Below are 22584 nucleotides of genomic sequence, written 5' to 3'. Positions count from 1 at the left end.
TACCTGGTTAGGCAAACATGACCTTGTCGAACGTATAGAAGCCGGGTTCGCGGGTGACGAGCTTCTGCGCGGCTGCCAAGGCGCCGTTGACAAAGATCTGACGGCTCGTGGCGCGGTGGGTGAGCGTGACCTCCTCGTCCTGGCCAAAGAAGCTCACCTCGTGCACGCCGGCGACGGTGCCGCCGCGCAGCGAGTGCATACCGATTTCCTTGGGATCGCGTGCTCCGCACATGCCCTCGCGGCCATAGACGGGGTGGTAGCCTGCCTCGGGCTCGGCTTCGACGACGGCGTCGAGCAGTAGCTTGGCAGTGCCGCTGGGGGCGTCGACCTTTTGGTTGTGGTGCGTCTCGACGATTTCGCAGTCAAAGCCGGGCAGCTCGCGTGTAGCCTGCGCTACCAGATGGCGCAGGGCTGCGATACCGATGGAGTAATTGCCCGAGTGCATAACGCGGGTGTTCTGGCCCAGTTCACGCAGGCGGTCCATCTGCTCGGGGGTGTAGCCTGTGGTGCCTGAGACCAACGCCGCGCCCGTGCGCTCGACATAGGCGACGACGGCGTCGAAGGTCGCGACGTTCGAGAAGTCGATGATGACGTCGGCAGCCGGTGCGTTCTCGAGCTCGCTCAAATCGAAGCCAATCTGGGCCACGATATCAAAAACGGGCTGCCCGGCGGCGTCGACAATGCCTTCGGCGGTAGTGCGGATGAGCGAGCCCATGCGGCCCGTTCCCATAATGACGGTCTTAATCAAGTAGACCAGCTCCCTTCAGAGCATCGGTAAGTGCGGCTCGCGTGTCGTCTGCCATGGGGCACAGCGGCATACGGTAGTTTGCCTCGATCATGCCCATCTGGGCGAGCGCTTCCTTGACGGGGATGGGGTTGACCTCGCTAAAGAGGGCGTTGATGAGCGGCTGGCCGGCAATCTGGATATCGCGGGCGCGCGCTACGTCGCCGTCCAGATAAGCGCGGCACATGTCGTGTACAAGCTGCGGCTGCACGTCGGCCCACACGCTGATGGTGCCCGAAGCGCCCAGGCTCATGAGCGGCACTGTGAGTGCATCCTCGCCCGAGTACATGCGGAAATCGTCGGACAGCAGGTGGGCGATCCTGGCCGCGTAGGCGACGTTGCCCGAGGCCTCCTTGATGCCCATGATGTTGGGGTGCGCGGCTAGGCGCTCTACGTTGCGCTCGCTGATACCGCAGCCGCAGCGGCCGGGGATGTTGTACAGGATGCAGGGGATGTCAACGGCATCGGCGACGGTCTTAAAGTGCTGATAGATACCCTCTTCGTTGGACTTGTTGTAGTAGGGGGTAATGAGCAGCAGGCCGTCGGCTCCCAAGCCCTGGTAAGTAAGCGACTTGGTGAGCATGGTCTGCGTGGAGTTGGAGCCTGAGCCGGCGATGACGGGGACGCGTCCTGCAACATGCTTGACCACGGCGGCGACGACGGAGTTGTCCTCGTCATCGGTCATCGTGGCGCTCTCGCCGGTGGTGCCCAGGGTGAGAATGGCGTCGGTGCCATTTTGCAAGTGGAAATCGATAAGGCGCTCGAGCGCGTCAAAGTCGACACTGCCGTCCTTTTTAAACGGCGTAACCAGGGCGACGATTGAGCCCTCGAGATTGCGGATGTCCATGTTCTTCTCCTTCGCCTCCGCGATCTGGATGCGTTTGTTCCATTGAGCTGCGACTGCCAGGCGCTCGTCTTGGGCGCGACGGCGGGCGCTTTCGGCGCGCGACTTGGCCAGCAGCTCTCGGCCGCACGGCAGCACGTCGAGCGTGGAAAAGTAATCGCCCGGGCGCTCGGCGCGGCGGATGAGGTCGGCCGCGCCATCGGGGCGCAGCAGGACCTCGGCGGAGCGCAGACGTCCGTTGTAGTTGTAGCCCATGGAGTAGCCATGCGCGCCGGTATCGTGGATCACGAGCACATCACCCATGTCGATATGCGGCAGCTCGCGATCGATGGCGAACTTGTCATTGTTCTCGCACAGATTGCCCGTGATGTCGTAGGTGTCCGTGACGGGCGCTGTGGTCTTGTCGTCGCCACCCGGCTGACCCATTACTGTAATGTGGTGGTAGGCGCCATACATGGCAGGGCGGATCAGATCGACGGCGCTTGCGTCCACACCGATATAGTCCTTGTAGATCTGCTTCTCGTGGATGGCCTTGGTGACCAGGCAGCCATAGGGGCCCATCATGAAGCGGCCCATCTCGGTGCAGATGGCCACATCGCCCATGCCGGCGGGAACCAGGATCTCGTCGTAGGCCGCGTGCACCCCCTCGCCGATGGCGTGAATGTCGTTGGCCTGCTGCTCGGGCAGATAGGGGATGCCGACGCCGCCGGACAGATTGATGAAGGCGATATGTGCGCCGGTCTCGCGCTCCAGGCGCACGGCAAGCTCAAAAAGGATGCGCGCGAGCTTGGGGTAGTAGTCGTTGGTGACGGTGTTGCTGGCAAGGAATGCGTGGATGCCAAAGTCCTCGGCGCCCTTGGCCTTGAGCGTGCGGAAGGCCTCGAAGAGCTGCTCTGTGGTCATGCCGTATTTGGAGTCGCCGGGGTTATCCATGATGCCGTTGGAGAGCTGGAACAGGCCGCCTGGATTAAAGCGGCAGCTGACCGTCTTGGGGATGGGCCCCGCAACGCGCTCAAAGAACTCGATATGGCTGATGTCGTCAAAGTTGACGATGGCACCCAACTTCTCGGCGAGCTCAAAGTCGGCAGCTGGCGTGTCGTTGGACGAGAACATGATGTCGTGTCCCGTGATGCCCAGCGAGCGGGCGATCATGAGCTCGGTATAGCTCGAACAATCGCAGCCGCAGCCGTATTCGTTGAGGATGGAGATGAGCGCCGGGTTGGGATTGGCCTTGACGGCAAAGTATTCCTTAAAGCCCGGGTTCCATGCGAAGGCGTCGCGCACCTCTTGCATGTTGCGGCGGATGCCCGCCTCGTCGTATAGATGAAACGGCGTGGGGAACTGCTCGACGATATGCTCGAGCGTCTCCTTGTCCACAAACGGCTGCTTGGCCGCATACGCCTCGTTGGGGGTCAATGCCATGTCCCGTAAACCTCGCTATCCAGACGGCGCCATCTGCGCATCGAATCCGCATAGCGTGGACCCCATGTCCGGATAGCGCTCCCGCATTGCTGCAGACAGTCCTGTGGGTGTTCCCCGCAGGCCCACCAGGTTGTTCGTGCCCGAAAAGCCCAGTTCGGCGGGTTTCGCCTCCCCACGGGGTCAAAGCCTGCCGGCTCGCCCGCGGTTCTTCGTGCCCGCGCCTCTATCAAGTGGTAACGACCCTACCACGTTGCACTTTACCAAACAAGAGTATTCGTATATAACGTTTAAAAAATGCAGGGATATGCTAGAAACATGTGCGCCACAATCCTGTATCACAATAAGTTGCAACAGATGTGCCTCACGAAGGGATCCTCTATGACCGAGCTCCAAGAACTCCGTCGCTATCGCCGCGATCTCCATCGCATTCCGGAGCTCGATTTCGATCTTCCGCAAACCATTGCCTATATCGAGGGCGTGCTGGCACCGCTCACCTGCGAAGTGACCCATCCGTGCCCCAGCTGCGTCTGTGCTTTCTTCGACGCCGGCGTTGATGCCGCGCATGCCACGGCGATTCGCGCCGATATGGATGCGCTGCCCATCGCGGAGGCGACGGGAGCGGCCTTTGCCTCGACCCATCCCGGCAAGATGCACGCTTGCGGACATGACGGACACATGGCCATGGCGCTTGCCGCCGCGACGTATGTCGACCGTACGATTCGCGATCAGCCAGGCGCCATTAGGCGCAACGTTCTCTTTGTGTTCCAGCCGGCCGAGGAAACGACCGGTGGTGCCAAGACGGTATGCGAGAGCGGCGTGTTCGAGCGCTACGGGGCCGACCGCATTTTTGGCTTTCATGTGTGGCCCGATCTGCCCGCCGGCACGTTGGCGAGCTGCCCCGGTCCGCTGCTGGCGCGCTCAAGCGAGACGCACATTCATATCCATGGCACGAGTATCCATATCGCCAAGACCTACGGCGTTCCAGTCGAGGAATCGCACGATGCCGCGCTGGCAGCGGCCAAGTTCTTAGTTTCCGAGCGCGAGCTCATGGACGAGTTGGGTGCCGATGAGCCCTGCATTGGCAAGTTCGGCCTGCTGCAGGCAGGCACCGTCTGCAATGCGGTGGCGGGGGAGGCCCATGTTGCCGGTAGCTTGCGTGTGTTTACGGACGCCATGTTCGACCGTGCGCGCGAGGGCGTACGCCGTGCGCTCGACGAGGCGTGCACCGCAACGGACTGTACGTACGATCTCGACTTTGCCGAGGGCTATCCGCCAGTCGATAACGACCCCGAGTTGTTTGCCCACATTGCGCCTGCCTTGCCCGAGCTGCAACTTGTGGACGAGCCGCTGCTGATCGCCGAGGATTTCGCGTTCTATCAGCGCCATCTGCCGGGCGTGTTTTTCCTGCTGGGCACGGGTATGCCAGAGGACCAAGACAACCCGAGTGATTCGGATGGCTGCCCCGCTTATGCCACAAGCGCTCTGCATACTGATAGCATGCTCTTCGACGAGGAGATTCTTCTCAAAGGCTTCGATGTCTACAAACGATTACTTTCGCTTGACTAAGGCGTGAAGGACTATTTGTTCTAGAAAACACGAACAAACGTACGATATAATAGAGATGTAAGTCTATAGAAACGTTTGACGTTACTAACGTAAGGCGATACTATGATTGCATCGTATAAAGATGAGGATACCGAACGCTTTGCCATGGGTGTGCGGGTCAGGAGGTTCGTGCCCTTTGAGCGCGTTGCGCTGAGGAAGATTCGCCAACTGCAGGTTTGTGCTTCGCTTGATGATCTTCGCGTTCCGCCGGGCAACCGCCTGGAAGCTTTGAAGGGCGATCGTGCCGGTCAATATAGCATCCGTGTTAACGAGCGCTATCGGGTCTGTTTTGAGTGGAGACAGGAGATGGCTTGGAATGTCGAAATCGTCGATTATTACAAGTGATGAGACCTCGTCCGATTTGCTGTCGCCAGTGACTCCTGGTGAGCTTCTCAAAGAGGAGTTTCTTGTTCCCATGGGCATTTCTCAATATCGCCTTGCGAAAGAGACCGGGATTCCGGCTCAGCGTATCGGGCAGATTGTCTTGGGAAAACGTCGCGTGACGGCCGACACCGACCTCCGTCTTTGCCGTTATTTTGGCCTGACGGATGGTTATTGGCTGCGCGCTCAGGTGGCGTTTGACCTTGAGGCCGAGAAAAGGCGGATCGAACCGGAACTGGATAAGATCGTTCCTGTCCAGCAGGTTATCGCATTGTAGTGTTCAAAGACGTTGAGGTTGGAGTGACGATGAGGCGACGCCGACAGCCTGCCGTATATAGTCCGGGTGGATGCGGGTGCGGTTTGCTGCTACTTCCGGTCATCGCTGTGAGCATTGGCGTGATGTTTGCGCTTGCTGGACTGGCCGCGGCGGCACTCGTGTTGCTGATTGCTGCTATTGGTGTGACGATTTGGCTCTATCGTTGCCGCGAGCAACGTCGTGCCGACGGTAAAACCAATGTTGGATGGACTATCTTTTTGGTCGTCGCCTACCTATTGAGCATCAGTTATTTGGCCTTCTTTATCCTGTTACTTGTGAGCACCTTTACCGGGGAATCCGTCACGGTGGGGTAGGCTTCGATGAGCCTCTTGAGGATGAGGCGAGGGGCGGACTCTGAATGAACAGCGCTCCACGTCAATATGTTTCATTCGTTGTGTAGCAATCCGAATGCGCAAGCGTTTGGCGTGAGAGTGCCGCCGCCAGCAACACGGGGATGCAGGCCGCGATCGCCAGCCCCATGCCAGCTCATCGCAAAAGCGTGTCAACGTCGCGCTCGACCACGGCCATTTCCTGCTCGAGTTTGTAGGCTCGCTCGATTTTTTACATTGCATCAGTTCTGTTTTTCATAGCGTCAGCTATTGGCTTTACGAGTGGAAATGAAAGTTCTATGGCTATAGCATGGTTATGTCTTGGCTCTTCATTTCTTTGCTTGGGTTCGACTCATAAGAAAAAGAAAAAAATACAGATGATAAAAAAATTCCTGCTTGTATTGTTGGAAAATCGGTATTTCAGGAGGTGTTTTTATGCCACAAATGAATAAGGGAGGAAAATTTATTTTCGGGAAATCACTCATTCGGACGGATGGAACATTGCGGATTCCGCCACAGGCAATGGAAGAATATCGCATTGCAGATGAAGGAAAAGTATATCTTTTTACCGGAAGTAAGATTACCGGTGGCTTCTGCGTCACCCGGAAAGGCCTTTTGCATCCGTCAAAGCTTGGTCACATTTTGGACGATACTCCACCGTTGCTTGACTACTCAGCAGGTTCTGGCGAATTTATTAAATACAAGGGGCGTTCCTACTGCTGGATAGAGATTTCACAGGAGGGGCAAATTCTTCTTACGAAGAAAATGATGGACTTTTTGAAGGTGAGACCCGGAATGGAGCTGCTCTCTATCCGCAGCAGCGACATCGCGTTTACGATGGGGGCTAAAGGACCGCTATTGGAAAAAGCGGAAAACTATGACGGTGAAATTCCGCTGTTTTAAGTGTAACAATTCCAGTTTTAAAATTGAGAACGATGTTGGCAGGCCTCGAGGTGTCATCGGCGATGGACACGCGCTTCATGCTCTTCTATGCGGCAACCTTAGCTCTCAGCTAATGAATTCAAGTTTAATCCTTCCTACGATGTGCTGTGTGCCGGCGCGGTAGCCGGATCGTAGGAAGGATGCATAATGAAAAAGCTCGAAAATGAAGTGCTGCTGAGCCGTCGCGCTGCACTTGGCGCATTCGCCACCGTCGCCTTGGGGACTGCCGGTCTTCTTGCCGGTTGTGGTAGCGATAAGGCGACCGTCACCGAGGACGCTGGCGATGGCGACGAGAAGGAAGAGGCGAAGAAGGAAGAGCAGTCTACGACTGACCTGGCGGTTGGTGCGACGGTGACCACGCCTGCCGGTCTTTCCGTCGTTGTCGATTCCGTCCAGCCCGGCCTCACAAATTATGACGGTTCGACCATGACGGGCATTCACGTCACGTACGTCAACAATGGCGATGAGGGCGCAGATTACAACATCTACGACTGGAAGGGCGAGGACGCCAACGGCGCTCAACAGAACCAGGGTTACTACAGCGAGGGCTCCGATGAGCTGCAGTCTGGTACCCTTTCCGCCGGTGGCTCCGTGGCGGGCAATATCTACTTTGATGGCGATATCAAGAAGGCACTGTATTTTGCCAACATGTTTGATAAGTCTGCCACTGCAAGCTGGGTGTTGGCCTAGCATGTCGCTACCGTTGCGCCGTATGGGAGGTGAGGTCGTATGCCCGATCAAAAGTTGACTGACGAGTTACTCAATGAGCTTCTCGACGCGCCAAACATCGATGGCTATATCAAGGAGCACGACTTTGCCACCCCGTCGCTTTCGGACTACCTGCAGCAGCTGCTGCAGGAAAAGGGCTTGGAGCGCTCGCGCGTGGTTCGTATGGCCGATCTCAATGAGACCTTTGGCTATCAGATCTTTACCGGTGCGCGTCATCCGAGTCGCAATAAGGTGCTGCAGATTGCCTTCGCCATGGCGCTAACGCTCAAGGAGACCAACCGCGCCTTGACGGCGGCGGGTGCCAACATCCTCAATTGTAAGGACCGTCGCGATGCGATCATCATCTTCTGTATCGATCGCGGGTGCAGCCTCCAAAAGGTCAACGAGGAGCTGTATCGCTTTGGCGAGGAGACGGTGAGTTAGCGGCTGATATCTGAGCCGGCGGAGCTGTCGAACAACGATGCAAGCGAACGGGGCGCGGATGCCATGGGGTGTCTGCGCCCTGCGCTATGATGGAGGCTATGGATACTCAGACCCCAACATATTCCGATGACGAGCTGACCGCAGCGCTTGCCGAGCACCTGGCGTCGCTCGATCGCGACGACAGCTATCGTGTGGAGCGTGTACTTAAGCACTCGTCCGTTGAAACAACCGAGCTCGTGTACTTTGAAGGAACCGGCGGTGGTTCGCTCGGCCCCTTTGTCCGTAAACGCATCGATGCTTCGGCTCAAATCGGCGGGGCATACGAGCGCCTGTTTGCCGCTCAGCGGGCAGGCAGGCGTTTTGAGCACCTGCCCAGAATCGTCGATTGTCGTCGTGTGGGCGACGAGCTCAACGTGGTTATGGAATACATCGAAGGGGAGACGCTCGGGGCGCTGGTGGACCGTCTGGGAGCCACCCCCGATTATGCGCGTGAATTGTATCCTGCCCTATGCGATGCCGTGGGCGAGCTCCACGCCGGTTTTGCAATAGCGGGGGAGACGTCGGCGCCGGTGATCCATCGCGACCTCAAGCCGTCGAATATCATCGTGACAGGTGCCAACTATACGCCTGATGACGGCCTGACATTTTCATCGCTGGTGATTATCGACTTGGGGATCGCCCGCGCATGGCGCGATGGCGCCGATGCCGATACCGTCAAGTTTGGCACGCGACCCTATGCGCCGCCCGAGCAGTATGGGTTTGGGCAGACGAGTGTGCGCAGCGACGTCTACGCACTTGGCGCCCTGTTGTTCTTCTGCTTGACGGGAGTCGACCCTAAACCAGGGCTCGACATGCGTGAGCAATGCGAGACGCGCAGCATTTCCACTCCACTTGCCGATGTCGTCTGCATGTCGATGGCGCTCGACCCGGCCAAGCGTTTTGCGAGTGCGGAAGCATTGGGACGGGCGACGCGCGCGGCATACGATCTGAGTCGCCCCGTGCGGCCTTCTGCGCCTGCGCCTGTCCGTACTCCGGCCTCGGAGACGGTGTTGACGCCCCAAGGGCTCCAGAACCCCGCAGGGCTTCCTGGCCCTGCCGCCTCCGCTGCATGCGGTCTGCTCTCTCGCGTTCCGGAGTCTCTGGGGCGCATTTGGAATATGCTCGTCTGCTTCTCGCTGCTTGTGTTCTTTGCCGGTAGTCACTTTGCCGTCTTTCATCCCACCGGAGCAAACCAAAGCTACCCGACGTGGCTTCTCATAATCGAGTATTTTTTCTTTGTCGATGGCCTTATGGTGCTTATGCATTTTGCGCTGCTCGATAAGCGCCGTCTTCGTCGGCGATTCGCATTGCTCGACAGCTATCGCGGCAAGAAGCTCGCGAAACTCTGGCTCAAGGCATTGGGTGTGCTGCTCCTATGCATGATCGTCATAGTCGCGGTTGCCAATGCGACCGGCGTCGTCGATACCTCCGCTACCTAAAAGAAAAGGGCCCCATTGGGGCCCTTTGCAGTTGCACTTAGATGCGGTTCATCTGAGCGGCGACTTTGTTGTACCAGTCCTGCCACGTGGGCGGGCAGTACTTTTTGGCCGCTGCCGGGGTAAGGGTGGAGCCGTAGTTGGCGCCCAGATAGGCAACGTGAGCGGAGATGCCCTCGCTCCAGCTGCCAAAGCTGCGCCAACCGCCGCCACGGGCGCTCCAGCCCCAGGCGTTGTAAGAATTGGCGCAATAAGCACCCTTGGTGCTCTCGATGCAGGCGATGGCGGGGGACCAACGGGGGTCGACACCGGTATTCCAAGCGGCGACGGCAAAGTTATAGCCCTGGCCTGCCATGGGGGAGCCGGCGAGATAATTGTCGATGCGGCTCGTCCACTCATTAATGAACGAATCGTAATCGGAGCTACCGGTATTGGCGTTGTTCACCGTGGTGTCGATGGTGGTGTTGGTGTTGGTGGCCTGACTGCTGGAATTGCTGCCGCTTACGCCCTCGCCCGAGAGCTTCTCGGCGGCAGCGGCCTTATCGGCCTCAAGCTTGGCAAGCTCAGCGGCATTTTCCTGCTCGGCTTTTGCCTGCGCCTCGCTGCGGAGCTGCTGGGCCTGCGCCAGCGCATCCTCGGCGTTTTTCTGCTCTGCCTCAAGCTGAGACTTGGCCTGCTGGAGCTCGGCCTTGTTCTGCTCGAGTTCGGTTTGCATGTTATTGAGCTGTTCGATCTCGTCGACGCTCGAGCTCGTGATCTGGTTGGTGTATTTACAGGTCGTGATGAACTCACCCAGGCTCTGCGCGTTGACCAGGAAGCTCACGATGGGATTGGTGCCCTTCTGATACTTGTACAGATCGCGCATGGCAGAGCTTGCCTTGGCCTGCTGCTCGGGAAGCTTAGCCTCGATTTCCTCGATGCTTGCCTCATTGGAGTCAATCTGCTTTTGCAGGTCATCGAGTTTGGTGCGGGCGTCGTTGTAGGCGCTCGTGGCGGCTTCGATCTTCTGCTGGGCTGCGGAAAGCTGGTCCTGCGTTGCCTGCGAGGCGGCATACGCCGCAACGGGGGAGAGCATCGGCGTGGCCGTCAGCGCAACGGCGAGCACGGCGCTCGTGATGATACGAGCCGGCTTCGACGCAATGAGCGCTGCGGTGCGATGATTCGAATGCTGCATCCAGTCCCTCTGCAATCAATCGTAGGTTATGGTTCGAACGGTATTCTACTACTGCTTTCGACCTCAACTTGAACCTTAAAGGTTCCAAAGGGTCAAGTTGAACTTGAGGCTTTGGCTTTGACCTGCAGTTATGATGAATTGTTGAGAAACCATAGAGTTCAACTTTAACGTTACGGGGGCCTGTTTGAGAGAAGTTTAGGGCTGTAAAAGCTATCTCAACGTGGGGTTTTACAACTACAACGTGCCCTCCTGACGAGCCTGCTCAATCTCTTCGAGCGCCTCGGCGGGGGTGAACGAACAGGAGCCGTCGCCGAGTTTGACTACCTGGATATCGTCGCCGATATGGACCTCTCCGCCCTTTAGGACCACGCCAAAAATGCCCTCGTGGGGAAAGATGCAGTCGCCGGCGAGATAGTAGATGGCGCAACGGGTGTGGCAGACCTTGCCGATTTGGCTGATTTCGACGAGCACGTCGCTTCCAAGCTTGAGCTGTGTGCCCAAGGGGAGCGAGAGCAGGTTGATGCCCCGGGTTGTGAAGTTCTCTCCAAAGTCACCCTCGTGTACGTCGAGCCCGCGTGCCTGCGCCGTCTGGATGGACTCCGCGGCTAAAAAAGAGACCTGGCGGTGCCAATGTCCGGCGTGTGCATCGGTGGCGAGACCAAATTGCTCTATAACGGTGTCGTGTCCATCGGCGACGGGCGACTTGCGTGTGCCCTTGTGTGCCGACGTGTTGATCGAGACGAAGCGGGCGGGTCCTTCGTAGGCGTCGTTTGCCGTGCACAGGGGAGCGGTCGCTTTCGCACGTTCCGCCAGCTCGCGCTTCGCAGCATTGAGGATGGGATTATCGGTCGGATGGTCTTGGGGCACGTGTGCGCCTTTCGCTCGAGGATGTCAATACGCTGAATCCTACAACAATGGTAGGTTCATTTCCTATTGTCATACGCAGTGAGCGTCGTCTTCGTGCTGGCCTTCGTGCTGGACGATTACGTCGATTGCCATAGATACGGTGGAGCTTTGGGCGCCGGCAGCTTGGCACGCTAGAATAATTCAGTTGCGCAAAGACCGCCCGTTGTGTGGGCAGTTCATGATAGGAAGTTTCCATGGCATTGCAATTTACAGAGCGCGAGTTCATTCCCGTGCTGCTCGGTGGCGACATCAACGCCTATTCGGTGGCGCGCGCCTTCTACGAGGAGTACCAGGTCAAGAGTCTGGTCTTTGGCAAGTATCAGACGGGTCCTGCGTACCGCAGCCAGATTATCGACTACACGCCCAACGTGGATATCGATACCATGCCCGTGATGCTCAAAACCGTCAACGGCATTGCCCAAGCGCATGCCGATAAGACGATTGTCCTTGTGGGCTGTGGCGACAACTATGTCGCCCTCGTGGCTCAGGCCAAGGATGCCCATGAGTTGGCGGATAACATCGTCGCGCCTTACGCTCCCTATAGCATGCTCGAGCAGTGCCAGAAGAAGGAGATCTTCTACGAGCTGTGCGAGAAGCATGGCGTGCCCTATCCGCACACGTTTACCTTTACCAAGGCGATGCTCAATGCCCAGGGTGAGGCGCCTGCCGAAGTGCTCGACCAGATCGATTTTCCTTACCCGATGATTCTGAAGCCTTCTGACGGCATCATGTGGTGGCAGCATGAGTTCGAGGGCCAGAAAAAGGCCTATGAGATTGCCGACCGTGCCGAGCTGGAACAGGTCATTCGCGACTCGTATGCCAGCGGCTACACCGACGACCTGATCTTGCAGGACCGCGTGCCCGGCAACGACGAGTACATGCACGTGCTCACCAGCTATTCCGACCGCAACGGCAAGGTGCGCATGATGTGCCTGGGCCACGTACTGCTCGAGGAGCATCAGCCCCATGGCGTTGGCAACCATGCCTGTATCATTACCGAGCCCAACGACGAGCTCATGGGCGGCGTGCGCAAGCTGCTCGAGGACCTTCACTTTGTGGGCTATTCCAACTTTGACGTTAAGTACGACGAGCGCGACGGCTCGTTTAAGTTCTTCGATTTCAACACGCGCCAGGGCCGCAGTAACTACTACGTCACTAACAGTGGCTTTAACGTTGCCAAGTATGTGGTGGACGAGTATGTGTTCAACCGTCCATTTGAGCCGGAGTTTGTGACGGCTCAGGACGAGGCCCTGTGGATGGTCGTCCCCATGGGCGTCGTCGACAAGTACGTCAAGGATCCCGAGCTGCGCGCTAAGGTGCATCGCCTGGACAAGGAAGGCAAGGGCGCCGACCCTTCGTTTATGAAGGGCGACTTTGTCTTTAACCGCTGGCTGCGCATGTGGCACACCAAGCTGCGCCACTTTAAGCTGTTCAAGACGTATTACAAGTAGATGAGCGCGGCGCCCGTCCGGTTTGCATCGGGCGGGCGCGGGTATGATACGCGCAATTGCGCAAGCGTCACCAAGGAGGCGGCGATGGAAAAGCTGGGAGTTATCGGCGGCATGGGCGCCGAGGCCACGTCGTATTACTACGACCAGGTGGTGCGTCATACGGCTGCTGCCTGCGATCAGGAACATATCGACATGGTGGTGCTCTCCAAGTCGACCATGCCCGACCGCACGCTGGCCATTAAGACCGGCGAGCATGCCAAGCTGCTGGCGACCATGAAAGAGTGTGCCCAGGCACTCGAGTCGCTGGGCTGTGCGCACATTGCTATTCCCTGCAACACGTCACACTACTTCTACGACCAGATCCAGTCGTTTACGAAGGTGCCGATTATCCACATGCCGCGTGAGTCGGTGCGCTATGCTCTGGCCGGTGCGGTGATGGGGGAGTGCGAGTTCGACCCCAACCTGAGTATGCCGGCCGAGCCGGTGCACAAGATTGGCATCATGGGCACCGACGGAACCGTGGGCGCGGGCGTCTACGGCCGCGAATGTAAGGCTGCGGGTGTTGAGGTTGTCTATCCCAGCGAGAAACGTCAGAACGATGTGATGTCGCTTATCTACGATGATGTGAAGGCCGGACGTGAGCCCGATATGGATAAGTTCGACCGCGTGATGTGGGAGTTCGCCCGTAGCGGCTGCGACCGCGTCATTCTGGCCTGCACCGAGCTCTCGGTGCTGCAAAAGTACCGAGAGATGCCCGAGATCACCCTCGACGCCATGGATGTCCTGGTGCGCGAATCCATCATCCGCAGCGGCGCCCCCTACCGCCTCTAGCTTCCGACCCGCCAAAAAGGGACAGGTTAATTTTGGTAGGTTTTATCTGGTGAAACAGTAAAGGCCTCGGCTCGTTTGGTGCGAGCCGAGGCCTTTTGCGTTGGGCGGTTGCTGTCGGTGGTGAACTAGAACAGGAAGCCGATGGCGATGGGGGCGATGCTGACGATGAGCACGGCGATGTCCAGGCCCTTGATGGGGTAGCGCTTGTACGAGCTGGCGCGCGTACGCAGATAGAAGCCGCGCTGTTCTGCCGCCAAGGCTGTGGCATCGGTCTTGCCCACGCTCGAGATGAGCAGTGGCACGCACAGTGGCAGCATGAGCTTAAGCTTCTTGATGGGGTTCTTGGTGTCGTACTCGACGCCGCGTGCGGTCTGCGCCTCCATGATGGCGTTCATCTCCTGACCAAACACCGGCACAAAGCGCAGCGCCGTGGTAAAGGTGAAGGCATAGCGATACGGTACGTGCAGCACCTCGACGCAGGCGTTGGCAAGGTCGTTGAGCTTGGTCACCATGAGCATGAGGATGAGTGGTAACGCCACACCCAGTAGGCGCAGACAGGCCTTCGATCCTGTGATGAGGCCCGTGTCGGTGATAAAGCCCCACACCACGTTGCCATCGCGCATAAAGGCCAGCTGGAGCACCAGCATGATAAGCGCGAGCGGGATCAGCAACTTGAGCAGCGAGAACAGACGGTCGACGACGCCGGCATAGGCGCCCAGCGCAAGGGTGAGTGCCAAAAAGCCCAGCAGCGCCACGTAGGTGTCGGACAAGAAGATGCCGACGATGATGGCGGCGGCGAGGCCCAGTTTGACGACGGGGTTCAGGCGATGCAGTAGCGTATCGCCCGGCATGTAGTCGATGACGTTAACCACGGTGGACCATCTCCTTGGTAATTCGAACGACATCGGTGACCTCGCTCACCTGCGCAAAAGCGGGCGAGACGGAAGATGCCAGACGGCGCGAGAGTTCAATAACCTGGGGAGGCTCCACGTAGGCACGCCGCATGAGATCGATGTTCGAGAATAGCTCGTGCGTGCGGCCGCGGTCGAGGATGCGACCGTCGGCCATCACCACGATGCGCTCGGCAAAATCCGAGACGACTTCCATATCGTGGCAGACCATGATAACGGCGCAACCACGCTCGGCCATGGTGCGCACCGTTTCCATGACGGTCATGCACTCGCGGTAATCAAGGCCGCTCGTGGGCTCGTCGAGCACGACGATCTTGGGCTCTACGACCACGACAGAGGCGAGTGCCACCATCTGGCGCTGACCGCGCGAAAGCGAGAAAGGCGCCTCATCGGCAGGCAGGCCAAAGCGGTCGATGACGAGCTGGGCGCGACGCAGTGCCTCGGCACGGTCGATGCCGGCAAGCTCCAGGCCAAAAGCCACCTCGTCGAGTACGGTGTCCTTGCAGATCTGGCGGTCGGGGTTTTGGAAGAGGGTTGCGACTTCGCGGGCGATGCGGCTCGTGGGAACGGCTGCGGTATCCAGTCCCGTGACGCGCACGCTGCCCGAGGCGGGCTTAAGCAGGCCTGTGAGCAGCTTGGTGAGCGTGGTCTTGCCGGCACCGTTCTGGCCGACGATGCCCACGAGCTCGCCGGGATAGAGGGTCAGGTTGAGGTCGTGGACGGCGGCGCCGCCATTGGGATAGGCAAACTCGACATGGTCGAAGGTGAGTACGGGTTCGGCGTCCTTGGCATGCGGACGCAGCGACGGTGCATGCGGGGAACCGGTGGGCGTCTGGGCTTCGATGGCCGCGTGTGCGGGGTCGACGATGCCCGAAATCAGGCGCTCGGCCTCATCGACATCCAAGCAAGGGGTACCGCTTACCAGGCCATCGGCCTCGAGGCTATTGAAGATGCGCGTGACGCGAGGGCAGTCGACGCCGATGGCACGGAGCTCGTCGGTATGCGCGAAGACCTCGTGTGGCTCGCCCTGCAGCGCGATTTCGCCATGGTTGAGCACGAGCACGCGGTTGCAGTACTCCGAAAGCAGGGCGACCTTTTGCTCAACGACGACGATGGTGATGCCGAGTGCACGGTTGGCCTCACGCAGGGTCTCGAAAACCAGCGTGGAGCTGGCGGGGTCGAGTGCCGCGGTGGGCTCGTCGAGAACCAAGACGCGCGGACGCATGGCGAGAATGGCGGCGATGGCCACTTTTTGCTTCTGTCCGCCCGAGAGGGTGGCGATCTCGCGGTCGCGCAGGTCGCTGATGCCGACGGTCTCGAGCGTTTCGCTCACGCGCTGCTCGATCTGGTCGTGGGGAACGCCAAAGTTCTCGAGGCCAAAGAGCATCTCGTCCTCGACGACCGAAGCGACCATCTGCGTGTCGATATCCTGCAGCACACTGCCGACGATTTGCGACACGTCGGTGAGCGAGACCTCGCAGGTGTCGTGGCCGTCAACCATGACGGACCCAAAGAACGTGCCGGTGTAGTGGTGGGGCACGGCACCCGACAGGCAGGCGGTAAGCGTGGACTTGCCGGCACCCGAGGGCCCGATGATGCCGATGAAATCTCCCTTGTTCACGCTGAGCGAGATGTGGCTGAGCGCCTGATCGGTCTGCGTGCCATAGGAGAACGAGACATCGTCGACGTTGATGATCGTTTCCATGGATACCTTTCATAGTCATTGGGGACAGTCTTAAATGACCAGTTGTTTAAGACCGTCCCAAAAAAGCTCGTTGTTTGGGACGGTCTTTGGTGGTGAAGCACGGAGACGGCTTTACGAGGGGCCCCAGGTTGGCGCGAAAGAGGAACGAAGCGTACTTGGGCACGCGAGCGACGAATGAACGCCAAGATGGGGTGGCTCGTAAAGCCGAACGGGTTAGTTGAGCCTAAGGGCCTTCTGGATGGGCAAGTAGAGGGCGCCGACCAGAATGGCGTTAAAGACGGCGGTCATGGCGACGACGGGCAGCATAGCGGCGGCGAGCTCGCCGACCACGCCGAGCATGGCCATCTTGATGACCATGAAGATGACGCCGGAGACAAAGGTGGTCAGGAAGGTTGCGACAATGGCGATCGCGGGCTTGACCTGACCGTTCTTGCCGGCGGCATTGACGATGCCGGCCATGAGCATGGCGGCGATGCCCTCGGCGGCAAAATCAACGAACGGCGAAGTGGTGGTGATCTGGATCACGGCAGCCGAGATGAGGCCAATGACGAGCGCCTGGCCGATGTTGGGGCGAACGACCAGGATGGTGAGGCAGAAGGCCGAGATGATGAACTCGGGGCTGATCATGCCGCCCGAGATGCCTGAGATGGCCTTGCCGACGGTGAAGTTGAGGATGAAGCCGGCGGCGAGCAGGATGGCAAGCAGGACGAGGGCGCGGACATCGAGTTTGCCACGGTCGGCGGTCTGGACGGTGCGGGGCTGGGTGGCGGTGGTGTTCTGAGACATGGTGAAAATCCTTTCGGAATGGGAGTGCAAGAGAAAAGCGGAGGCGCGTGATGCGAATGCGATCGGGCTCGAGATAGAAAAAGGCCCCCGGTCGAAACCGGAGGCCTTCCAATCACCTAGAGCGCAAAAACAGGCGTGAGGGACTCACCGTCGACCGATCGTATTCGCATCACGCCACCACCAGTTGTTGAGAGACTTCATCGCGTTCTTCATGTCGGTGGCTCCTTTCGTGATGCCATGGTACGGTCGCACCTAGTTGCTGTTGCGCTGCACTATAGCACAGCAAAGTGTGTGCGGGGAAATCTTTTTTGAAAAGATTTCAGGCGGGTTTCCCGTCGGTCAAAAGGCGGGTTAAGCGGGCGAGCCTGCCATTGCTGCCTTGCCCGCTCAGCTAGGACATGAGGGCCTTAGGCCTTCTTGCGACGATAGATCACGTAGGCGCAGACACCGATGATGACGACGGCGCCAACGGCCATGGCGGCCATGTTGTTGCCCTCGGACTTCTCCTCGGTGACCTCTTCCTCTTCGGCCTCGGGCTCGGCCACGTCCTCATCGGAAAGGGCCTCGTCGGCGTAGGTGATGGACTCGACCAGGCAGTCGTTGTCAGCATCGTAGTCGCTCGGGACGAACTCCTCGGAGAAATCGCCCTCCTTGAGGTAGTCGCGCATCTCCTCGAGCATGGCCTTGCACTTAACATAGGTGTTCTTGGTTGCAGCCTTGCCGGCCTTGTTGGCCAGGGCGGTGCGGGCTTCGGTGCCTTCTTCGGCCTGCATGGCCTCGTCGACGGTCAGGTTCTGCTCGATGAGTTCCTTCTGCAGGGCATCGAGATAGGCGCGGACGCCGGTGGCGCAGTGGTCGCGGTTCTCATAGGCGAGCGTGTTGATGTCCATGAGGACGTAGTTGATGGAGTTCTTGGGCTCCTCGTTGTTCACGACGTCTTCCTCTTCGCAGTGATCGAAGGAGACATCCTGATCGCTGAAGTAGGGGCTGACCTCGGTGAGCAGTGCGGAGTAGAGAGGGATGGCGACGGAGAACTCGGCGTTGGAGAGCATCTCCCACTGAATGGTCGCGATCTCGGGATCCATGCCGTGACGGATCTGGAAGGTGTGGATCTCGGTGTTGCGGTTGGAGCCGATGGCATAGGCGCCGTCGGTGTTGGCGTTGAGGCCGGCGACATTCTCGCCGCGAGCGGCGAAGGAACGAATCATCTCAAAGGTGTTCCAGTCGGACTTGCCGGGCTGGAAGAACAGCGGCTGCATCTCGTGGACCAGGGCGCCGGTCGTCGCGCGAGCGTCTTCGCGCTCGTCCTTGACGATCTCGTAGTCGGTGCCCTCGGCAAGCGGAGCCATGAAGTAATCGCGACCCTGGATATAGCGCGACCACTGGTGCATACCAGCCTCGCTGATCTCCTCGCCGTAGGTCTTGGCGACGTCGAACTTGCCGTCGGTGTACTCGGCAAAGCCCTTCTCCTTAGGCATGGACTCAATGCCCTCGGAATGGAGACAGTTCTCGGTGTCATCGAGGTCGACGTTATAGGTGAGGTTGCCGATGTTGGGGTTGAGCGAGGCGATATCATCGGCGAGCTTCATGGCAATCCACTGATGGCCGGAAAGCGCGGCGAACAGCCAGGTCTCGGTGCTGTCGGCGATGATGATCTGGTCGTTGGAGCAGACGCCCTGCTCGTCAATCAGGCTGCCGATGAGCTCGACGCCCTCGCGGGCCGTGGCACTCTCGCCCAGGATGACGCTGGCATAGCTGTACTCGCCAATGCCAGTCTCCTCGGTGATGGGGTCGGCCTCTTCGGCCTTCTCGTTATAGGAGGTGCTCAACGTGGCAGAGCAGGAGACGCCCTTCTCGTTGATGCCTGCCTCGGAATATGCGTCGTAGCGATCTTCCCACTGTGAGGGGTTGTCGCGAACGAAGGTGTAGCGGTAGGTTGCGCCCTTGGACTTGTACTCAAAACCGGACTCGACCGAGGTGTACTCGTTGCCGTCCTTGTGTGCGGGCTCAATGCCAAAGTGCTTGACATAGCGCGGACCGAAGTCCTCGGAACGGCCGTAGTACGTGTTGCCGTCTGCCGTGAGCTTGCTGCCCATGTAGATCTGGGTGCAGGCGAGTGCCGAAGTCGGCATGGCCATGATGGCCGCTGCTCCAAACGCAAGGCCGCAGCCGAGCTTTTTGAGCGTGTTGACAGGATGAGTAAACCTCATAATCCCTCCCAACCGTTGAAACCCCGCGGAACCGTGCAGGATTTCAGCTAATAAATACATCTATTAGCCTAAAGGAAGTGTAAAGAGTATTCATTCGACAACAGCTTTTACTCGATGAGCGTGAAGAAATATACGATGAACGGATAATAATACTCATTTTATGGCTTTAGTTAAATAAAGACACCCTGCATTTACTGTAGCTGAATAAAGCATTAGACGGCGGTCAAAAAGAAAACTCTCCCGCTGTTTAGGATTTGCATAAACAACGGGAGAGACGATAATTGGATGAATATCAGACCAATGTGGAATTACTTCTTTCGGCGGTGAATCACGTTGATGGCGTAACCGACGAGCATGGCCAAGACGATGACAATAAAGCCGATCAGGGGATTGTCGTTCATGGGGTCCTCCTATTTACCAAGCGGTGAGAATTCATCGACGATGAGGTCGAGGCATTGCGGAAGTGCGCGGGCACCAAAGACGCCTGAGTTGCTGGAGATGATCTCGCCATCGAACTGCATGCCCAGCGACGGGGTGCAGGTGATCTTGGCTTCCTTGGTCTGGATGATCTTGAACTGCGGGCGCCCGAGTACCTTGCCGGCGGGGTCGAGTGCGGCGGTGATCACAGTCGGTAGAAGCTGCACAGTTTTTACGGGTTCGATGACCGCAATGTCGACCATGCCATCGTTCATGCGGCAGTCGGGGAACAGGTTGATGTCGTTTTGGATGACCGAGGTGTTGCCGGCCATGCAGCAAATGCCGTCGAGCTCCTCGACAATGCCGTCGTGCTCAATCGTAAAGTGCGCCACCGTGGGGTTGGGCGTGGCGAGCGCGGAGAGGAAGTAGGCGATCTCGCCGATGTCGTTTTTGGTGGGGGCGGCCTTCATCATGATCTCGGCGTCGAAGCCCGAGCCGGCGATGATGATAAAGCCGTGGCGCTTCTCGTTGCCGTCCTCGTCGAGCCAAAAGAGCTCGCCCATGTCCACTTTGACCGTGCGACCGGCGCGGCAGGCCTTGGCGAGCGCCGCGGCTTCGGGGGCGTTGCCAATGTTGTTGAAGAACAGGCAGGCCGTGCCGGAGGGGAAGACGAGCGTGGGGACACCGCACCCGCGCATCTGGTCGAGCACGTTGGAGACGGTGCCGTCGCCGCCCGAAACGACCACGCGATCGAATTCGCGCACGTCCGCCACGGCATCCTCGGGTTCCATACCATCGCCGATAAAACGCATCACGACCTCGTCGCCGCCCTGCGCGAGGGCGTACGTGAATGCGTAGATTTCATCTGAGCTGGGGCCCGATGCCGGGTTGTGGATGATAAGGCAGCGCATACTTACGTTCCCGTTCTGTGACTAACCGAGTATAGTTGTAAGGCAATGCCGATATCCTACCCGTGTTTTTCGGGCCTAACCTTATTCGATGGGTTGATATGTACATTTCCACACATCAGGCTCTACTCGACTTTTGCCAGCGCGCCCGTGAGTTCGACGCGATTGCCGTCGATACCGAGTTTTTGCGCGAGCGCACGTTCCATCCGCGTCTGTGTTTGGTTCAGATTGCCACCCCTGCCGAGAGCGTAGCGGTCGATCCCCTGGTAATCGACGACCTATCGCCGCTGGCCGAGCTTATGGCCGACGAGAGCGTGACCAAGGTCTTCCACGCCTGCTCGCAGGATATGGAGGTCATGCTCCATACCGTAGGCGTGCTGCCGCGTCCGATTTTTGACACGCAGGTGGCCGCCGCCTTTTTGGGCGAGCGTCAGCAGATTTCCTACGGCGCGCTCGTGCAGACGTTTTGCGGCGTCTCATTGCCCAAGACCGAGTCACTGACCGACTGGTCGCGTCGCCCGCTGACCGATAAGCAGATTGAGTACGCGATCGATGACGTCAAGTATCTGATCGTGGCCTATACCGAGATGATGAGCCGCCTGCGCGAGCTGGGCCGCGTGGACTGGGTGCTCGACGAGCTGCGCCCGCTGGCTGACGAGTCGCACTATCGCGCCGATCGCCACGAGGCGTTCCGCAAGGTCAAACGCATCAACTCGTGCAGTCGTCACCAGCTGGGTATCGCGCGCGAGCTCGCCGCCTGGCGCGAGGACCGCGCCGAGCGCCGCAACATCCCGCGCAAATGGGTCATGTCCGACGACACGCTGCTTGCGCTCGTTAAACGCAATCCCGTGCGCGTTGAGGAGTTCCGCAGCATTCGCGGTACCGATCAGTTGGGGGAGCGCGACGTGGACGGTGCGCTCATGGCCATCAAGCGCGGCGCAAGCTGCCCGCACGATCGCCTGCCGCTCATGGTGCGCGGGCATCGCCAGATCTCTCCGGAGTTGGAGAGCGTGACGGATCTCATGTACGCGCTCATCCGCCTGGTTGCCGAACGCTCGGGAGTGGCGACCTCGGTCATTGCCTCGCGCGATGACCTGGCCGACTACATTGAGCATCCCGAGCAGAGCCCCTTGCGCGAAGGCTGGCGCTTTGAGCTTGTGGGCTCGCGCCTGGACGATCTGCTCTCGGGCAACATGGGGTTGACGGTCAAAGATGGCAAAATTGAATTGCTGTAAGGAAGCCTAGCCGCTTGAGTGGGTAGAATGCCTCCAACGTGTAACTCGATTCGGAGGAATTCGCATGCCTTATTACTATGGATACGGCTTTGGCATCGACCCGCTGTACCTGCTGGTTGTTCTTGTCTGCACGGTGATTGGTCTTGCCGCACAGAACTATATCAACTCGACGTACAAAACCTGGTCCAAGGTTCGCTCGGACGGCGACACGGGCGCCACGGTCGCTCGCCGCATGCTCGACGCCAACGGCTGCAACGCCGTGGGTATCAAGGGTGTCGCCGGCGAGCTCACCGACCATTACAACCCGCAGGACAATAACCTGTATCTCTCGGATGCCAACCGTTCGGGCGGGTCGGTCGCAAGCGTTGCCGTCGCCTGCCACGAGGCGGGCCATGCCGCCCAGCGTCAAAGCGGTTACGCCATGATGAAGGTTCGCACCGCCCTCGTGCCGGTCGTCAACTTTACCCAGAACACCTGGACCATCGTGTTGCTCTTGGGCCTGTTTATGAACATCGCGGGACTCACGACCCTCGCACTGATCTTCTTCTCGTTTAGCGTGCTGTTCCAACTGGTTACGCTGCCGGTTGAGATTGATGCCAGCCGGCGTGCCGTGGCGTATATTGAGCAGTCGGGTATGAGCTCCAAGCAGGTCAACGGTGCCAAGAAGGTGCTGACGGCCGCCGCGCTTACCTATGTGGCTGCGGCGCTCACCTCGATTATTCAGCTGCTCTATCTTATGGCTCGCTACAACAGAAACTCCAACCGATAACAAATGGGACAGGCAGGCGCCGCGGGGATTC

General features: G+C 58.9%; 21 protein-coding genes and 1 riboswitch. Of the genes, 12 read left to right on the top strand and 9 right to left on the bottom strand.

Annotated features, from left to right (window positions below):
* Nucleotides 1–7: 7 nt before the first annotated feature.
* Both dapB and dapA read right to left on the bottom strand, forming a co-directional pair.
* A complete protein-coding gene (gene dapB / locus ABCP74_RS00800; protein WP_172544914.1) occupies nt 8–748 on the bottom strand; it encodes a 4-hydroxy-tetrahydrodipicolinate reductase in 741 nt (246 codons plus the stop codon).
* Nucleotides 741–3050 (bottom strand): 4-hydroxy-tetrahydrodipicolinate synthase, encoded by a 2310-nt coding sequence (dapA, locus tag ABCP74_RS00795; protein WP_343001025.1) that lies wholly within the window; start codon nt 3048–3050, stop codon nt 741–743. Before dapA ends, dapB begins: the two co-directional genes overlap by 8 nt.
* A 65-nt stretch (nt 3051–3115) precedes the next feature.
* Nucleotides 3116–3284, bottom strand: a riboswitch (Lysine riboswitch).
* Nucleotides 3285–3428: 144 nt separating this feature from the next.
* Between dapA and ABCP74_RS00790 the strand changes: the two genes are divergently transcribed.
* The 8 genes from ABCP74_RS00790 to ABCP74_RS00755 all read left to right on the top strand — a co-directional run bounded on the left by ABCP74_RS00790 (nt 3429) and on the right by ABCP74_RS00755 (nt 9253).
* A complete protein-coding gene (locus ABCP74_RS00790) occupies nt 3429–4616 on the top strand; it encodes an N-acetyldiaminopimelate deacetylase (protein ID WP_343001024.1) in 1188 nt (395 codons plus the stop codon).
* 102 nt (nt 4617–4718) lie between these two features.
* Complete coding sequence (locus ABCP74_RS00785) at nt 4719–5000, top strand: type II toxin-antitoxin system RelE/ParE family toxin (protein WP_343001023.1); 282 nt, start codon at nt 4719–4721, stop codon at nt 4998–5000.
* Nucleotides 4972–5313, top strand: coding sequence for a HigA family addiction module antitoxin (locus ABCP74_RS00780; protein ID WP_343001022.1), 342 nt, complete (start codon nt 4972–4974; stop codon nt 5311–5313). The genes ABCP74_RS00785 and ABCP74_RS00780 overlap by 29 nt, the downstream gene beginning before the upstream one ends.
* Nucleotides 5314–5396: 83 nt before the next feature.
* Nucleotides 5397–5666 carry a hypothetical protein gene (locus ABCP74_RS00775; protein WP_343001021.1) on the top strand — a complete coding sequence of 90 codons (270 nt, stop codon included), beginning with the start codon at nt 5397–5399 and terminating at the stop codon, nt 5664–5666.
* A 450-nt stretch (nt 5667–6116) separates the two neighbouring features.
* Nucleotides 6117–6584, top strand: coding sequence for a hypothetical protein (locus tag ABCP74_RS00770; protein ID WP_343001020.1), 468 nt, complete (start codon nt 6117–6119; stop codon nt 6582–6584).
* A gap of 186 nt (nt 6585–6770) precedes the next feature.
* On the top strand, nt 6771–7313 hold the full coding sequence (locus ABCP74_RS00765) for a DUF4352 domain-containing protein (RefSeq protein WP_343001019.1): 543 nt from the start codon (nt 6771–6773) through the stop codon (nt 7311–7313).
* Between the two features lie 39 nt (nt 7314–7352).
* Nucleotides 7353–7775 (top strand): XRE family transcriptional regulator, encoded by a 423-nt coding sequence (locus tag ABCP74_RS00760; protein ID WP_343001018.1) that lies wholly within the window; start codon nt 7353–7355, stop codon nt 7773–7775.
* Between the two features lie 98 nt (nt 7776–7873).
* Complete coding sequence (locus ABCP74_RS00755) at nt 7874–9253, top strand: serine/threonine protein kinase (protein ID WP_343001017.1); 1380 nt, start codon at nt 7874–7876, stop codon at nt 9251–9253.
* Between the two features lie 37 nt (nt 9254–9290).
* Here ABCP74_RS00755 and ABCP74_RS00750 read toward each other — a convergent pair whose 3' ends face one another.
* Together ABCP74_RS00750 and ABCP74_RS00745 are read right to left on the bottom strand one after the other, a co-directional pair.
* A complete protein-coding gene (locus tag ABCP74_RS00750) occupies nt 9291–10424 on the bottom strand; it encodes a coiled-coil domain-containing protein (RefSeq protein ID WP_343001016.1) in 1134 nt (377 codons plus the stop codon).
* Between the two features lie 234 nt (nt 10425–10658).
* Nucleotides 10659–11291, bottom strand: a complete 633-nt coding sequence (locus ABCP74_RS00745; protein ID WP_343001015.1) for an MOSC domain-containing protein — start codon at nt 11289–11291, stop codon at nt 10659–10661.
* 233 nt (nt 11292–11524) lie between these two features.
* Here ABCP74_RS00745 and ABCP74_RS00740 point away from each other — a divergent pair, with 233 nt between their 5' ends.
* Nucleotides 11525–12781, top strand: coding sequence for a carboxylate--amine ligase (locus ABCP74_RS00740; protein ID WP_343001014.1), 1257 nt, complete (start codon nt 11525–11527; stop codon nt 12779–12781).
* Between the two features lie 84 nt (nt 12782–12865).
* Nucleotides 12866–13612: an aspartate/glutamate racemase family protein gene (locus ABCP74_RS00735; protein WP_040358337.1), complete on the top strand. Its 747-nt coding sequence runs from the start codon at nt 12866–12868 to the stop codon at nt 13610–13612.
* 125 nt (nt 13613–13737) lie between these two features.
* Here ABCP74_RS00735 and ABCP74_RS00730 read toward each other — a convergent pair whose 3' ends face one another.
* The 5 genes from ABCP74_RS00730 to ABCP74_RS00710 all read right to left on the bottom strand — a co-directional run bounded on the left by ABCP74_RS00730 (nt 13738) and on the right by ABCP74_RS00710 (nt 20552).
* Complete coding sequence (locus tag ABCP74_RS00730; protein ID WP_343001013.1) at nt 13738–14484, bottom strand: energy-coupling factor transporter transmembrane component T family protein; 747 nt, start codon at nt 14482–14484, stop codon at nt 13738–13740.
* On the bottom strand, nt 14477–16228 hold the full coding sequence (locus ABCP74_RS00725; protein WP_343001012.1) for an ABC transporter ATP-binding protein: 1752 nt from the start codon (nt 16226–16228) through the stop codon (nt 14477–14479). The genes ABCP74_RS00730 and ABCP74_RS00725 overlap by 8 nt, the downstream gene beginning before the upstream one ends.
* A gap of 213 nt (nt 16229–16441) precedes the next feature.
* On the bottom strand, nt 16442–17014 hold the full coding sequence (locus ABCP74_RS00720; protein ID WP_118260341.1) for a hypothetical protein: 573 nt from the start codon (nt 17012–17014) through the stop codon (nt 16442–16444).
* Nucleotides 17015–17421: 407 nt separating this feature from the next.
* Entirely contained in the window at nt 17422–19224 is a 1803-nt protein-coding gene (locus ABCP74_RS00715; RefSeq protein WP_343001011.1) for a C69 family dipeptidase, read from the bottom strand.
* Between the two features lie 410 nt (nt 19225–19634).
* Nucleotides 19635–20552 carry a diacylglycerol/lipid kinase family protein gene (locus ABCP74_RS00710; RefSeq protein ID WP_343011751.1) on the bottom strand — a complete coding sequence of 306 codons (918 nt, stop codon included), beginning with the start codon at nt 20550–20552 and terminating at the stop codon, nt 19635–19637.
* Nucleotides 20553–20650: 98 nt separating this feature from the next.
* Here ABCP74_RS00710 and rnd point away from each other — a divergent pair, with 98 nt between their 5' ends.
* Together rnd and ABCP74_RS00700 are read left to right on the top strand one after the other, a co-directional pair.
* Nucleotides 20651–21784 carry a ribonuclease D gene (rnd, locus tag ABCP74_RS00705; protein ID WP_006234315.1) on the top strand — a complete coding sequence of 378 codons (1134 nt, stop codon included), beginning with the start codon at nt 20651–20653 and terminating at the stop codon, nt 21782–21784.
* A 64-nt stretch (nt 21785–21848) separates the two neighbouring features.
* Nucleotides 21849–22553, top strand: coding sequence for a zinc metallopeptidase (locus ABCP74_RS00700; RefSeq protein ID WP_161159686.1), 705 nt, complete (start codon nt 21849–21851; stop codon nt 22551–22553).
* Nucleotides 22554–22584 lie beyond the last annotated feature (31 nt).

Source organism: Collinsella aerofaciens (genome assembly GCF_039062315.1).
In the GTDB taxonomy this organism is placed as follows: domain Bacteria; phylum Actinomycetota; class Coriobacteriia; order Coriobacteriales; family Coriobacteriaceae; genus Collinsella; species Collinsella aerofaciens_BG.
This window is presented reverse-complemented; position numbering and strand designations above follow the sequence as displayed.

What these genes read in the sequence shown, in the direction of transcription:
- ABCP74_RS00780 (WP_343001022.1), top strand. Translation starts at nt 4,972, where the DNA reads ATGTCGAAATCGTCGATTATTACAAGTGATGAGACCTCGTCCGATTTG.
- ABCP74_RS00760 (WP_343001018.1), top strand. Translation starts at nt 7,353, where the DNA reads ATGCCCGATCAAAAGTTGACTGACGAGTTACTCAATGAGCTTCTCGAC.
- ABCP74_RS00770 (WP_343001020.1), top strand. Translation starts at nt 6,117, where the DNA reads ATGCCACAAATGAATAAGGGAGGAAAATTTATTTTCGGGAAATCACTC.
- ABCP74_RS00700 (WP_161159686.1), top strand. Translation starts at nt 21,849, where the DNA reads ATGCCTTATTACTATGGATACGGCTTTGGCATCGACCCGCTGTACCTG.
- ABCP74_RS00735 (WP_040358337.1), top strand. Translation starts at nt 12,866, where the DNA reads ATGGAAAAGCTGGGAGTTATCGGCGGCATGGGCGCCGAGGCCACGTCG.
- ABCP74_RS00715 (WP_343001011.1), bottom strand. Translation starts at nt 19,224, where the DNA reads ATGAGGTTTACTCATCCTGTCAACACGCTCAAAAAGCTCGGCTGCGGC.
- ABCP74_RS00755 (WP_343001017.1), top strand. Translation starts at nt 7,874, where the DNA reads ATGGATACTCAGACCCCAACATATTCCGATGACGAGCTGACCGCAGCG.
- ABCP74_RS00725 (WP_343001012.1), bottom strand. Translation starts at nt 16,228, where the DNA reads ATGGAAACGATCATCAACGTCGACGATGTCTCGTTCTCCTATGGCACG.
- dapA (WP_343001025.1), bottom strand. Translation starts at nt 3,050, where the DNA reads ATGGCATTGACCCCCAACGAGGCGTATGCGGCCAAGCAGCCGTTTGTG.
- ABCP74_RS00765 (WP_343001019.1), top strand. Translation starts at nt 6,771, where the DNA reads ATGAAAAAGCTCGAAAATGAAGTGCTGCTGAGCCGTCGCGCTGCACTT.
- ABCP74_RS00790 (WP_343001024.1), top strand. Translation starts at nt 3,429, where the DNA reads ATGACCGAGCTCCAAGAACTCCGTCGCTATCGCCGCGATCTCCATCGC.
- ABCP74_RS00740 (WP_343001014.1), top strand. Translation starts at nt 11,525, where the DNA reads ATGGCATTGCAATTTACAGAGCGCGAGTTCATTCCCGTGCTGCTCGGT.
- ABCP74_RS00710 (WP_343011751.1), bottom strand. Translation starts at nt 20,552, where the DNA reads ATGCGCTGCCTTATCATCCACAACCCGGCATCGGGCCCCAGCTCAGAT.
- ABCP74_RS00750 (WP_343001016.1), bottom strand. Translation starts at nt 10,424, where the DNA reads ATGCAGCATTCGAATCATCGCACCGCAGCGCTCATTGCGTCGAAGCCG.
- rnd (WP_006234315.1), top strand. Translation starts at nt 20,651, where the DNA reads ATGTACATTTCCACACATCAGGCTCTACTCGACTTTTGCCAGCGCGCC.
- ABCP74_RS00785 (WP_343001023.1), top strand. Translation starts at nt 4,719, where the DNA reads ATGATTGCATCGTATAAAGATGAGGATACCGAACGCTTTGCCATGGGT.
- ABCP74_RS00720 (WP_118260341.1), bottom strand. Translation starts at nt 17,014, where the DNA reads ATGTCTCAGAACACCACCGCCACCCAGCCCCGCACCGTCCAGACCGCC.